Source organism: Mesorhizobium sp. M8A.F.Ca.ET.208.01.1.1, from assembly GCF_004791315.1.
Taxonomy (GTDB): Bacteria; Pseudomonadota; Alphaproteobacteria; order Rhizobiales; family Rhizobiaceae; genus Mesorhizobium.
In genome coordinates this window covers 1,786,760-1,799,450 of sequence record NZ_SRUT01000001.1, presented here as the reverse complement: position 1 = coordinate 1,799,450, position 12,691 = coordinate 1,786,760, and the positions used below count along the sequence as shown (strand labels likewise).

At 61.5% G+C, this 12,691-nt stretch carries 15 protein-coding genes; 10 read left to right on the top strand and 5 right to left on the bottom strand.

The features are described from left to right. The first annotated feature begins 164 nt into the window (after window positions 1-164). A complete protein-coding gene (locus EN851_RS09270; RefSeq protein WP_135929034.1) occupies window positions 165-761 on the top strand; it encodes a glutathione S-transferase family protein in 597 nt (198 codons plus the stop codon). A gap of 65 nt (window positions 762-826) precedes the next feature. On the opposite strand, the gene EN851_RS09265 is transcribed toward EN851_RS09270, so the two are convergent. Then, window positions 827-1,483 (bottom strand): outer membrane protein, encoded by a 657-nt coding sequence (locus EN851_RS09265; protein WP_127280635.1) that lies wholly within the window; start codon window positions 1,481-1,483, stop codon window positions 827-829. Window positions 1,484-1,895: 412 nt separating this feature from the next. Between EN851_RS09265 and EN851_RS09260 the strand changes: the two genes are divergently transcribed. Beyond that, a complete protein-coding gene (locus EN851_RS09260; protein ID WP_135929033.1) occupies window positions 1,896-2,660 on the top strand; it encodes an SDR family oxidoreductase in 765 nt (254 codons plus the stop codon). 363 nt (window positions 2,661-3,023) lie between these two features. Here the strand turns inward: EN851_RS09260 and EN851_RS09255 are convergent, their stop codons facing one another. After that, a complete protein-coding gene (locus tag EN851_RS09255) occupies window positions 3,024-3,548 on the bottom strand; it encodes a hypothetical protein (protein ID WP_135929032.1) in 525 nt (174 codons plus the stop codon). Window positions 3,549-3,965: 417 nt separating this feature from the next. Here EN851_RS09255 and uvrC point away from each other — a divergent pair, with 417 nt between their 5' ends. The 5 genes from uvrC to EN851_RS09230 all read left to right on the top strand — a co-directional run bounded on the left by uvrC (window position 3,966) and on the right by EN851_RS09230 (window position 8,333). Continuing rightward, the gene (gene uvrC / locus EN851_RS09250) at window positions 3,966-6,050 is read left to right on the top strand and encodes an excinuclease ABC subunit UvrC (protein WP_135929031.1); all 2,085 of its coding nucleotides are present in this window, start codon (window positions 3,966-3,968) and stop codon (window positions 6,048-6,050) included. Between the two features lie 97 nt (window positions 6,051-6,147). Then, complete coding sequence (gene pgsA, locus EN851_RS09245; protein ID WP_010915213.1) at window positions 6,148-6,744, top strand: CDP-diacylglycerol--glycerol-3-phosphate 3-phosphatidyltransferase; 597 nt, start codon at window positions 6,148-6,150, stop codon at window positions 6,742-6,744. 1 nt (window position 6,745) lies between these two features. Continuing rightward, complete coding sequence (gene moaD / locus EN851_RS09240; protein ID WP_127281088.1) at window positions 6,746-7,003, top strand: molybdopterin converting factor subunit 1; 258 nt, start codon at window positions 6,746-6,748, stop codon at window positions 7,001-7,003. A gap of 4 nt (window positions 7,004-7,007) precedes the next feature. Further along, window positions 7,008-7,490, top strand: a complete 483-nt coding sequence (locus EN851_RS09235; protein ID WP_127281087.1) for a molybdenum cofactor biosynthesis protein MoaE — start codon at window positions 7,008-7,010, stop codon at window positions 7,488-7,490. Window positions 7,491-7,568: 78 nt separating this feature from the next. Beyond that, complete coding sequence (locus EN851_RS09230; protein WP_135929030.1) at window positions 7,569-8,333, top strand: YbaY family lipoprotein; 765 nt, start codon at window positions 7,569-7,571, stop codon at window positions 8,331-8,333. 63 nt (window positions 8,334-8,396) lie between these two features. On the opposite strand, the gene ndk is transcribed toward EN851_RS09230, so the two are convergent. Continuing rightward, window positions 8,397-8,819 (bottom strand): nucleoside-diphosphate kinase, encoded by a 423-nt coding sequence (gene ndk, locus EN851_RS09225; RefSeq protein ID WP_127279526.1) that lies wholly within the window; start codon window positions 8,817-8,819, stop codon window positions 8,397-8,399. Between the two features lie 279 nt (window positions 8,820-9,098). Here ndk and EN851_RS09220 point away from each other — a divergent pair, with 279 nt between their 5' ends. Then, window positions 9,099-9,347, top strand: coding sequence for a DUF2934 domain-containing protein (locus EN851_RS09220; protein ID WP_135929029.1), 249 nt, complete (start codon window positions 9,099-9,101; stop codon window positions 9,345-9,347). Between the two features lie 81 nt (window positions 9,348-9,428). Here the strand turns inward: EN851_RS09220 and EN851_RS09215 are convergent, their stop codons facing one another. Continuing rightward, window positions 9,429-10,121, bottom strand: coding sequence for a glutathione S-transferase family protein (locus tag EN851_RS09215; RefSeq protein WP_135929028.1), 693 nt, complete (start codon window positions 10,119-10,121; stop codon window positions 9,429-9,431). 66 nt (window positions 10,122-10,187) lie between these two features. Between EN851_RS09215 and EN851_RS09210 the strand changes: the two genes are divergently transcribed. Beyond that, window positions 10,188-10,700, top strand: a complete 513-nt coding sequence (locus tag EN851_RS09210) for a DinB family protein (RefSeq protein ID WP_135883299.1) — start codon at window positions 10,188-10,190, stop codon at window positions 10,698-10,700. 84 nt (window positions 10,701-10,784) lie between these two features. Here EN851_RS09210 and EN851_RS09205 read toward each other — a convergent pair whose 3' ends face one another. After that, a complete protein-coding gene (locus tag EN851_RS09205; protein WP_135883298.1) occupies window positions 10,785-11,744 on the bottom strand; it encodes a LysR substrate-binding domain-containing protein in 960 nt (319 codons plus the stop codon). Between the two features lie 112 nt (window positions 11,745-11,856). Here EN851_RS09205 and EN851_RS36255 point away from each other — a divergent pair, with 112 nt between their 5' ends. Further along, a complete protein-coding gene (locus tag EN851_RS36255) occupies window positions 11,857-12,690 on the top strand; it encodes a hypothetical protein (protein WP_167531202.1) in 834 nt (277 codons plus the stop codon). The last annotated feature ends 1 nt before the right edge of the window (window position 12,691 follow it).

The window sequence follows — 12,691 nt, the reverse complement described above, 5'->3', positions numbered from 1 at the left end:
TGCCGTCGTGCCTGCTGATGCTTTCCAGTCTGCAGCTTTCAGGCTTGTGGTGATGTCAGGACGGAAACCGCGGCCGGTTTCTGGCTGCTGTTTTTTTGCACTCTGGCAATTGATCGCAACAGCCCTGCGGTCGACACTGGATGTCCGCAAACAGGAAACCGATCATGCCGAAGCTGCTCTACGCGTCCACCTCTCCCTACAGCTCCAAGGTAAGGATGGCCGCGGCCTATGCCAGGATCGCCATCGATGAGGTGCCGGTCAAGACCGAGGACAGGCCGGCCGAACTGATCGGCGCCAATCCGCTCGGCAAGATCCCGGTGCTGGTGCTCGATGATGGCCGTTCTGTTCACGACAGCCGAGCCATCACCCAGCACCTCAACCGGATTTCGAAGAACGCGTTGTTTCCACGCAATCCCGACAAGCGTCTGGAAGCGGAAGTGCTGGAGGCGCTGGCCGACGGTATCTGCGATTGCGCGCTGTCGATGGTCTATGAGCGCCGCACCCGGCCCGACGAAATGGTTTATCAACCCTGGCTTGACCGCCAGTGGGCGAAGATCACCGCCGCACTCGATTTGCTCAATGCCAATCCGCCAAAACTGCCGAAGAAGATCACGGCCGGTCAGATGGCGTTGCGTGCGTGCCTTGGCTATCTCTCTTTGCGCTTCGCCGGGAAATGGGAAAAGGGCCGCGGCCGGTTGACCCGCTGGGCTGCACGCTTCGACGAAAAATTCCCGGAGCTGAAGTCGGCGGTTCCCGCCTAAAAACGACCCGCAATAAAAAAGCCGGGCGCGAGGCCCGGCTTTTTCGTGTCGTGGCTTGGACGGACTTAGAACTTCATACCGAGGCCGAAGGTGACGCGGTTGTCCGTCGCCTTGACCTTGCCGATACCGTCGAAGCTCTTCGAGCCGAAGTCGGTGTAGCGATACTCGACGCGGCCGAACACGTTGTCGGTCAGCTTGATGTCGGTGCCGACGCCGGCGGTCCAGCCGATCATCGTAGCGGTGTCGCTGGCGAGGAGGTCGGAGTCTTCCACTTTCAGGCTTCTGCCGGCGAGACCGCCGGTGCCGTAGAGCAGGATTTCCGGGGTCACGGCATAGCCCAGACGGGCACGCAGCGAACCTTCGAAGCCACCCTTGGAGTGGATACCATTGTCGTCACCCTTGACGCCGTTGTAGCCGAGTTCGGCTTCACCGCCGTACACGAAGTTCTCCTGCTGCCATTGGTAGCCGCCGAAGACACTGCCGTCGAAACCCTTGGTGTCGGTCGAGAACCCAAGATCCTTTTCCTTGGTCTTGCCGCTGAAGCCGTAGCCGAGGTTGATACCGGCATAAGGGCCGGCCCACGAAGCGACCGGAAGTTCGGCAACCGGAGCGGGTGCCGGCGGCTCTTCCTGAACGACGTCCGCTGCATAAGCGGTACCACCGAGGGCGAAGAGCCCGATTGCGACAGCCAGCGGCCGTGCGAATTTGAGATTGGCTTGCATTGTTCTTTACTCCTTAAGCCACAGGACACAGGCTTGTTTCTCACGATCGCCATCAACCCGTCCGGGGGGTGAAACGGGTCTGGCGTTCGTCGGTTCCAAATGTCGTGTCAAAATGCGGCTGAACCGAACCTGAACTTGGGTCATTCCCCGGCACGAATGAGGCAGAACCTTGACGTTGCATCTTCGCAACAGCGAAATGTCAGCAGCAAGTTTATGCTGCGCTGCACACCGCTTGGTGCAAGGAGTCCAGCGTCCTATATTGCTGTCCGGCGGTTCCGAGTCCAAGAGGGCTCGGCATGCCGAACGGGCACTTCGCCACAATGCTGCCCCAGGTGCGAACACCATTTAACGCATGCCGGGCCATATTTCGCCGGCGTCGCGTTTTCGGGCCGAAATTGAGGATTGACAACAGATGAGCAAAGCCACTGCCGTGGCGCTGGTGACCGGTGGAGCGAAACGGATCGGCAAGGCGATCGTCGAGGACCTCGCCAGCCATGGTTTTGCGGTCGCCATCCACTCCAACCGCTCGCACGATGAGGCGGATGCGCTGGCCGAGGGGATTAACCGGTCGGGCGGCCGCGCCGCCGTGGTTGCGGCTGATCTGACCGACATGGACGCCGTCAGCGAGCTCGTCGGCCAGGCGGAAGCCGCGCTGGGCTCGATCTCGCTGCTGGTCAACAATGCTTCGCTCTTCGTCGACGATTCAGTGGAAGATTTCGACTGGCACGCCTGGGACCGCCACTTCGCCATTCATGTGAAGACGCCGGCGCTGTTGGCGCAGACCTTCGCCCGTTCCTTGCCGGAGGGGCGGGAGGGGCTGATCGTCAACATCATCGACCAGCGCGTCTGGCGGCCGACGCCGCGCTATTTTTCCTATGCGTTGTCGAAATCGGCATTGTGGACCCAGACGCAGATGTTGGCACAGGCGCTCGGACCCCGCATCCGCGTCAATGCGATCGGGCCGGGCCCGACGCTGAAGAACGCGCGCCAGGACGATTCGGATTTTGACGCGCAGGTCGCCGGCCTGATTCTGAAGCGCGGCCCGGAATTGCCGGAATTCGGCGCCACCATCCGCTATCTGTGGGAGACGCGCTCGGTCACCGGCCAGATGATCGCGCTCGATGGCGGCCAGCATCTTGCATGGCAGACGCCCGATGTGACAGGCATGGCGGAATAGCAGTCGAAATCCTTGTTGGGGTCTAATTTGATCGGCTAAAAGCACAACCGGGCTGTCCCGACGATTGTGGCTTCTGGAAAAAGTCTCTGACGATGGCGCTCCCCGGGGCTGTTCGGCAGCACTCCCGACCTGCAGCGCTGAGCGGCTCCGGCATGCCGCCAATGTCGGCACTTGCCCAAGCACGGTGCCGCGTAATATGCGGTTGGACGGAAGGGGTCACAGGTGTCCCCACGCCCGACTGCCCCTGAACCGGACGCGTCAACATCCGGCTCTCAGGCGTCATACGCTGGTTCCGGCTTCAAAAGTCCAGTCAGCCAGTAGCAGCCAATGGCCGAGATGGGTGGAACATTGCTGGGCCGGCGGTCAATGCTTGAGGCACTTGCGCGCCATTGCCATTGCTTTGTAAGTCCCCTTCAGATCGACGACAAAGGCTCCCTTGGTCTCAGGAAACACGATCATTTTATATCTCTTCGCCACGTCACACTTGAATTTCGGGTCGTCGGTCAAGATGTAGCCGCCAGAATATCCGCCCTTGAGTATTCCGTTCGTGGTGGTGGCCACTCCCTTGTAGAGATGGCCGTCGATAGAAACGAAGATATCCGACTGCTTCCCGTTCTGGAGGCCGATATCCACCGTCGTGAACACGCCGAGATACCCGACCTCCCGATTCGCGGTAACACCCATTTGAACCGAACTTGGGCCGTCCGAGTGGACGAGCAAGCAATCGCCGCGGGTTTGATTGGTGTAAACTGTCCAGCCTTGGACGTCTCCATATTTGACCAGGACATCGCTGGCCTTTGGGAGGGGATTCTCTGTCTGGGCATAGGCAGCCATCGCAGACGAAAGAGCTACCGACGTGACCGCGATGAGCGTCATGAACTTTCGCATAACATTTCCCTCGTGAGTAAGTTGAAGTATCTATCACTTGGGCATCGTAGTCGGCTGCCCCATGCCTGGATAGTTGGACCTAGGGGAGGAGCGCTGGCCAACCGCTCGGTTCGTCCGAGGTGGTTGAACTCGGTCATTAATTTGCGGTATCGGGTCAATGCTGCTGTCGCCGGGAGAGGCAACCAACGGTCGTTCCAAGGACTGTCCCGCCACTCCAGCATTGACACCACGGTGAAATATGCCCAGGTCACGCATGACGATCTGGCGGCGGTGTCCCGGAAGGGAGGCTGTGATAAACCCGTGAAGGAAAGCCCAGGAATTAGTCCCGGAGAAACCGGTTCGGTCGCTGTAAAGATTTGAAACGGCGAGTAGTTCGGGCGTGTCCTATTGGGCGCCGGATGTGACAGGCATGAAGGAATGAGTCCCTTAGACCACAAGAGCAAGCCGCGTGGCGGCGCCGATGATTTGCCTCCTGAAATCGACCTCGAGGATGAGGCGATCGAGGAGATCGTCGAACCGGTCGGCCCGGATGTGGCGTTCACGGCAATCGACTGGACGCCGCATGCCGGCGATGCCGAAGGCATGGTGGGTGCCGAGGTGATCCAGACGCTGGTCAAGCGGCTGCCCAATGCGCCCGGCGTCTACCGGATGATGAACGCCGCCGGCGACGTGCTTTATGTCGGCAAGGCGCGCAGCCTGAAGAAGCGTGTCACCAACTACGCGCAAGGCAGATTCCACACCAATCGCATCGGCCGCATGGTGCGCGAGACGTCGACCATGGAGTTCGTCGTCACCCGCACCGAGATCGAGGCGCTGCTGCTCGAAGCCAATCTCATCAAGCGTTTGCGGCCGCGATTCAATGTGCTGATGCGGGACGACAAGTCGTTTCCGTATATCCTCTTGACCGGCGACCATGTCTCGCCCGGCATCTACAAGCATCGCGGCGCGCGGTCGCGCAAGGGCGACTATTTCGGCCCCTTTGCCTCGGCCGGCGCCGTCGGCCGCACCATCAATTCGCTGCAGCGCGCCTTTCTGCTCAGAAGCTGCACCAATTCCTTCTACGAGAACCGCACGCGGCCATGCCTGCTCTACCAGATCAAGCGCTGCGCCGGTCCGTGCACCGGCGAAATCTCGCATGAGGGGTATGCCGAGCTGGTCGACGAAGCGAAGGATTTTTTGTCCGGCCGCAGCCAGAAGGTGAAGACCGAGATTTCGGCCGCCATGCAGCAGGCTTCGCAAGACCTCGATTTCGAGCGAGCCGCCATCTATCGCGACCGGCTGGCGGCCTTGTCGCACGTGCAGAGCCATCAGGGCATCAACCCGGCGACCGTCGACGAGGCCGATGTGTTCGCCATCCACCAGGAAGGCGGCCAGGTCTGCATCCAGGTGTTCTTCTTCCGCACCGGCCAGAACTGGGGCAACCGCGCCTATTTCCCAAAGGCCGATCCGGCGCTGGAGGGATCGGAAGTGCTGGGCTCGTTCCTGGCGCAGTTCTATGACGACAAGCCGACACCGCGTGCCATCCTTTTGTCGCAGACCGTCGAGGACCAGGAACTGCTGGCCGAGGCGCTCTCGACCCGCGCCGGCCGCAAGGTGACGATCTCGGTGCCGCAGCGCGGCGAGAAAAAGGACCTGACCGACAACGCCTTGCAGAATGCGCGTGAGGCGCTTGGCCGCCGGCTGGCCGAGACCTCGACGCAAGCGCGGCTGCTTGCCGGTTTCGCCGAGACCTTCGGCCTGTCAAAGCCGCCGGTGCGCATCGAGGTCTACGACAACTCGCACATCATGGGCACCAACGCCGTCGGCGCCATGGTCGTCGCGGGGCCGGAAGGCTTTGTGAAGAACCAGTACCGGAAATTCAACATACGCTCGACAGAGATCACGCCGGGCGACGATTTCGGTATGATGCGCGAAGTGATGGAGCGGCGATTTTCGCGATTGCTCAAGGAGCATGGCGATGTTGTCCTTGCCGACGATGCGGCAGGGGGCGAGGCAGCGGCAGTCGAGGCGGGCGACGATGTCGAAGACGATATCTCCGGAAGCTTCCCTGCCTGGCCCGACGTCATCCTGATCGACGGTGGCCAGGGCCAGATGACAGCGGTGCGCAAGATCCTTTCCGATCTCGGCATCGAGGACCGCGTCGTCGCCATCGGCATCGCCAAGGGGCAGGACCGCGATGCAGGCCGCGAGCGCTTCTTCGTCAAGGGCAGAGACTCGTTTTCGCTGCCCGTGCGCGATCCCGTGCTCTATTTCGTCCAACGCCTGCGCGACGAGGTCCACCGTTTCGCCATCGGTTCGCACCGGGCCCGCCGCAAGAAGGAAATGGTCAAGAGCCCGCTCGACGAAATCGTCGGCATCGGTCCCGGCCGCAAGCGCGCGCTTCTCTTGCATTTCGGCACCGCCAAGGCGGTCAGCCGGGCCGCGGTGGAGGATCTGAGGAAGGTCGACGGCATCTCCGAACAGGTGGCGAAACTGGTCTACAATCACTTCCACGAGAGTTGAAAGAATCGCCACTTTCATCTGGCCAGTCGAATCTGGCCTGTTGACCCCCTACATCCGCTTCTGATTTGAGTACGCAGGCAGAAAGAGTCCACCAGACATGGCCCAGCGCGCGTTTAACCTGCCTAACATGTTGACCTACGCCCGCATCATCGCGGTGCCGCTGGTCGTGCTGTGCTTTTTTCTGGAGGGCCATCTGAAATCGAGCGACTTCGCTCGCTGGTCGGCGCTGGTCATTTTCCTGCTGGCGTCCGTCACCGATTATTTCGACGGCTATTTTGCGCGTGCCTGGCAGCAGACCTCCAACATCGGCAAGATGCTCGATCCGATCGCCGACAAGCTGCTGGTCGCCACGTGCCTCTTGCTGCTTGCGGCTGACACCGACCGTCACGCCGGGATCGCCGGCTGGTCGCTGTGGGCGGCGATCATCATCCTGTGTCGCGAAATCCTGGTCTCGGGCCTGCGCGAATATCTGGCGGCACTCAAGGTCTCGGTGCCAGTGACGCAGCTTGCCAAGTGGAAGACCACCATCCAGATGGTCGCCATCGCCTTCCTCCTGGCGGGACCGGCCGGTGACAAGATCTTTCCGCTGACCACGCAGACCGGCCTGGTGCTGCTGTGGATCGCGGCCCTCGTGACGCTCTACACCGGCTACGACTATTTCCGCGCCGGCCTCAAGCACATCATGGACGAGTGAGATGACGACCCGTCTCATCTATTTCGCCTGGGTTCGCGAACGTATCGGCACATCGGAAGAAGATGTCGAATTGCCCGCCGGCATCGAGACGGTCGCCGACCTCTTGCGCTGGCTGCAATCGCGCGGCGAAGGTTACCAACACGCGCTGCAATATCCCGATGTGATCCGCGTCGCCATCAACCAGGAACATGTCGACCATCGCGAGAAGATATCGGGTGCACGCGAGATCGCGCTGTTCCCGCCGATGACCGGAGGCTGACATCATGTCGGCCGTCCTGGTGCCGACCGTGCGCATCCAGCGCCAGGATTTCGACGTTGCCGCCGAGATCGCCGGGCTGACGCAAGGCCGCGCCGACATTGGCGCGGTGGTCACCTTCTCCGGCCTGTGCCGCGATGAGCAGGGCGCGCTCTCGGCACTCGAACTCGAGCACTATCCCGGCATGGCTGAAGCCGAGATCGGGCGTATCGCTGCCGAAGCCACCGAGCGCTGGCCGCTGCAAGGCCTCACCGTCATACATCGCCATGGCAAGATCGCGCCGGGGGACAACATCGTCCTGGTGGTGGCCGCTTCGGCGCACCGCCAGGCGGCATTCGAGGCGGCGGACTTCCTCATGGACTACCTCAAGTCGCGTGCCCCCTTCTGGAAGAAGGAACATCGCACCGACGGCTCCGAGGGGGGCTGGGTCGAGGCTAAGGAAACCGACGCCCAGGCAGCCCGGCGCTGGAAGCGACCGCCGTCCGAATAATACCGTGCAGGCGTCACGGAACGACCGCAATCCTTCTGCCAACTGGTCACGTGACTGATTTGGGCAAGGGATACGGTCATGCTGGACAGGATCGCCGAATTCTTCGTCTTTGGCTTGGTGCCGCTGGTCGTCGGTATCCTGGCGGTGCCGGAGCTGTCCGTTGCCGCGGAAAAGACGGTGAGGGGGGAAGTGATCTATCGCGAGCGCATAGCGTTGCCGCCCAGCGCCGTGCTTTCGGTCGAGCTCGCCGACGTCTCGTTGGCCGAGGCGCCGGCCAAGATCATCGGGCAACAGAAGATCAAGCCCGCCGGACAGGTGCCGATCAGCTTCGAGATAAAATTCGACTCCTCCGTCATCCGGCCGCAAATGACCTACGCGCTGCAGGCCCGGATCACCGTGGACGGAAGGCTGATGTTCATCTCCGATGTGCGCCATCAGTTCGATCCGCTGACCGACGCGCCGCAGACCATCATGCTGAAGATGGTTACGCCCAGCAAGGAAACGGCGGCTTCCATCTTTGATCAGCTCTGGGTGGTCGATTATGTCGATGGCATTGGCGCCATCACCGCGCCGCAGGCGACCTTCAGGGTCAGCGAGGCCGGCAAGGCCGGTGGCAGCGGTCCCTGCAACACCTATTTTGCCACGGCGAAGGTCGACGGCCAGGCGATCGGGATCGGCGATATCGGTTCGACTTACAAAGCTTGCGCGCCCGATGTGATGGCCGAGGAAAAAGCCCTGTTCGATGCGTTGGCCAAGGCGGCATCATACAAGGTCGATGCCGGCAAGCTCACCATCTCAGACAAGGACGGGCGCGAAATCCTGCGCTTCAGCGCCGCGAGCTGATTGCACTCCAGAAAAAAGGCCGGCTGAACGCCGGCCTTCCAGATCGGATTTGATGCCGTCGGCTCAGCCGACGATTTCGGTGTCCGAGAACCAGTACTTGATTTCCTGCGCGGCGGTTTCCGGCGCGTCGGAGCCGTGCACCGAGTTCTCGCCGATCGACAGCGCATGCACCTTGCGGATGGTGCCTTCGGCGGCGTTGGCCGGGTTGGTGGCGCCCATCACGTCGCGGTTCTTGGTAATGGCGCTCTCGCCTTCCAGCACCTGCACGATGGTCGGGCCCGAGGACATGGATTCCACCAGCTCGCCGAAGAACGGCCGCTCCTTGTGGACGGCGTAGAAGCCTTCCGCCTCGCGGCGGCTCATCCAAACGCGGCGCGAGGCGATGACGCGCAGACCGGCGTCTTCGAGCATCTTGGTGATGGCGCCGGTGAGGTTGCGCCGCGTTGCATCGGGCTTGATCATGGAGAAGGTGCGTTCGAGCGCCATGGGTCGTCCTTGTCTGAATTTGAATTGAGAGTGGCGGGCTCTATACAAGCCGCCCGGCTTATTGCCAAGAGGGTGAGGAGCGGGTCCACGCAGCGAGCGGAAAGCCAATTGCCTGGCTTTCCGAGCGACGAACGCCCGGAGCGACAGCGAGCGTCGAACGGCCAGGCTTCCATGGCTGGTCGCTGCGGGCAGGCGGGATCAGACGGCTGTAAAGCAACGGTTTGCTTGCTATAGTCGTCCGGTCGGCGCCGCGCTGAAGTCGGCCCGCATGGAGACAATATGACCATGACAGACGATCGTCAGGAGCGCATTCGCAACCGTGCCCATCAGATCTGGCAGGAAGAAGGGCAACCGGCCGGTCACCACGAACGCCATTGGCAACAGGCGGCCGCCGACATCGATCGGGAGGACGCGGGGTCGGCGGACAAGAAGCCAGCCAGGAAGGGATCTGGCGCCGGCAAGGCAAAAGCCGCTCCCAAGGAAAAGGCCGCCGCGAAAGCCAGCAAGCCAAAGAAGGCGGCCAAGTAAGGCCAGCTGTTCCGCCGCTGATCTTCGCGACAGTTGACGGCGCTCAAACTGCCTTTCGGGCAGGGCGCGCGCTTGCGGCCGTCACGCCGCCGCCGCAACCGTTCGTCCGAGCCCGCCATGCAGATCGAGGCAGCGGGTGAACCATTGCGCCACCACGTCGCTGTCGTCGAGCAATTTGTAAGGCGTGGCGATGCGTGCCCATTGCAGCGCGCCGAAGACGATATAGTCGGCAAACAGCGGCGAGGCGCCGCCGATGAAAGGCTGGTAGCTCAACATGGAGCGCAGCGGCTCCAGCGCTGCCCGGAAGGTTGCCAGGCCGGCGTCGCGTGCGGCGGCGACGTCCTCCAGCCGCTTGCCGAAGCGCTGCTCCCGGCTCTGGCGGAAATACGAGGCGTTCTCTTCGTCTTGCATGGCATGAAGGTCAACGAGCGCCGCGGTGGTAACATAAGGGTGGATGGTCAATTGCGACCAGCGTTCGATGAAGCGCGCCATCGCCTTGCCGCCTTCGCCGCCAAACAGCGTCGGGCGATCCGGATAGGTCTCGTCGAGATAGAACGCGATGGCGAAGGAATCGATGACGACCTTGTCGCCATCGCGGATGACCGGAACGGTTTTTGAGACACCGCCTTCAATGGCCGGCACTTCGAGAAAACGCGTCGGCGCGGTCGAGATATCAAGTCCCTTGTGGGCCAGCGCCATCGTTGCCTTCCAGCAATGCGGACTGAACGGGCGGCTCTCGTCATGTCCGACCAGGTCGTAAAGCAGAATGGTCATTGGCGTCGGCCCCTTCGCGGTCTAGGTATCGCCCCGAAACCCGAAACGGGCGCGGCGGGAGAAAAGATGAAACAGCACTTCATGATGTTTGCGGCCTACAATCAATGGGCCAATGGCCGCATCTATGATGCCGCCGACGATCTGAACGATGAGGAATTCAATCGCGACGTCGGCGCTTTCTTCGGTTCGCTGATGGGCACGCTCAATCACCTGCTCGCCGCCGATCGCATCTGGATGAAGCGCTTCACCGGCGAAGGCGTCGCGCCGACGACATTGGACGCCATATTGTACCGGGCCTTGCCCGTCTTGAGGACCGCGCGCGAGGCTGAGGACCGGCGGATCGTCGACTGGCTCGGCGGCCTGGGCGACAAGGCGCTGTCGGGTCGCTTCACCTATATGACCGTTTCGGATATGCGCACCGTCTCGCAGCGCCTGGCGCCCGCGCTGGCTCATGTCTTCAACCACCAGACCCATCACCGCGGCCAGGCGCATATGATCCTGACGGTTCTGGGCCGCCCCTCCGTGCCGCTCGATCTGGCGCATTTCCAGCGCACCGAGGAGGGAAGGGCTTTCGCTTAATCCATAGGGCTTCAATTCGAATTGGACGACGGATGATCGCGCATTTTTTGCCCTGGGCGCGACAAATGAGGACCAATGCGAATTTCAGACAGCCTCTGAAGCCAAGTCCGCAATTTCGTTGTCCAACTGGCGTTGCGTCATGGCCGCTTCCGCCATCACCCATTGCTTGAACAGCAGCATCTTGCGTGCGGCAAGGCCCTTGTGCGGCGAGACAAAGTACCAACCGGCCGTGTTCGGATGATGTACGGCAAAGGGAGCGACCAGCCTCTCGGCGCGGATATCGCTGGCCATATAGGCGCGGTTGGCAACGGCAAAACCCATTCCGGCGTTGGCCGCCTCGTAGGACATCATGCACGAGTCGAAATAGATGCTCTTGGTCTCGCTGAGCACAAAACTGGCACCAGCGAAACCAAGCCAGGATTGCCAGTTCTGCGTGCAGGTGTCGGAATGCAGCAGCGTGAAGTGCTTAAGGTCGTCCGGTGTCACCTTTGACACCGGCTTGTCGCCGAGAACCTCGTGGAACAATTTGCGGCTGCACACCGGTGTCAGGTCTTCCTGAAACAGCAGGTCGGATGGCAGCCCGTTGAAGTGGCCGTCGCCATAGCGGATTTCGAGATCGAATTCGGAAGTCGTGAACTCATGCGTCGCGTATGAGGTCGAAACCCGCATCACGATATCGGGATGTTGCTGCTGGAACAGCGGCAGGCGCGGAAACAGCCAGCGCGCGGCAAATGTCGGCAGCACGGATATCTTCAGCACATGTTCCTGTGATTGCCCGGTCGCTTCCATGCTGGCGGCGACAATCCGCTCCAGCGCCTCACGAACGCGCGAGACATAGGTTTCGCCCTCCGGTGTCAGCGACACCGCATTGCCGCCGCGCTGGAAAATCTTGAAGCGCAACTGGTCCTCCAGGCTCTTGACGCGCTGGCTGACCGCCGAAGCGGTGATGAACTGCTCTTCGCCGGCACGCGTGAAATTCCCGTGCCTCGCAGCACTCTCCACGATTTTCAGCGAATTGAGGTTGACCTGACTGAGCAGACGCACGGCTTTCGACCTTAAGCTGGGCTTAGGGTAGCACTAGCATTCCTAATTTTACAGGGGGGGCTAATTTAATCGACTGTTAACCAAGTGTTTGCCCCCCACTTGGAGAAGTACAATGAACGCACATACCGTACCCGAACTGCGCTATGCGATGAGCCGCGAGGCCATTATCGGCCACGAAACCGCCTGGAAAGTGTCGAGCTTCGGCGTTGCGCAGTATCGGCATGGCTATGATCCGGCTCTGCTTGCTGCGATCGAGGAGGCCGCCCTGAAGCTCAAGGCCAGCCATGCCGTGCACAAGCACCTCGATCTGACCTTCATCACCGGCGCGGACCGTTTCATTCCCGAAATCAAGGAGTTGCTGAACGACAAGTTGCGCTTGGAACGGCTGTCCGACATGATGGGCACGAAGCTGGAGCCCTATCCGCTGTCGATCGTCGGTTCGACAGTTACCTTCATGAATCCCAGGGATGGCGCCGTCGAATGGCATTGCGACGGCGTTCCGGTCACTGAGCTCATTCCGCTGTCGATCAGCGATCCGCTGGTCGGCGGCCATCTCGAAATCTATTGCGACGATTCCGAGACCGGCCGCGCCATCCTCGAATCCGGCCGCGAGATTCCGCGCAACCGCATCATGCGCATCGATCACAAGATGAACTATGCGACGCTCGGGCAGTTCCTCGGCGTCCTGCATCGTACGGCGCCGATCCAGTTCGGCGAGCGCGTCACGCTGGTGCTCAACCAGCGCTCCGTGGCCAAGCCCTATGTCGACGACAACAGGATGTTCTACCTTGCCGCCGACAACGATCACGACCGCGAGTGGGTCAACGAGCTGGCCGAAGATGTGTGGCAAAACCAGCTGCCGGCCTATCGCCGGTTCGAGGCCGAACATCCGACGCCGGCCCCCGCCGAAGCGCCGGTTCCGGGTGGAGCCAGGGAGTCATGGTAGC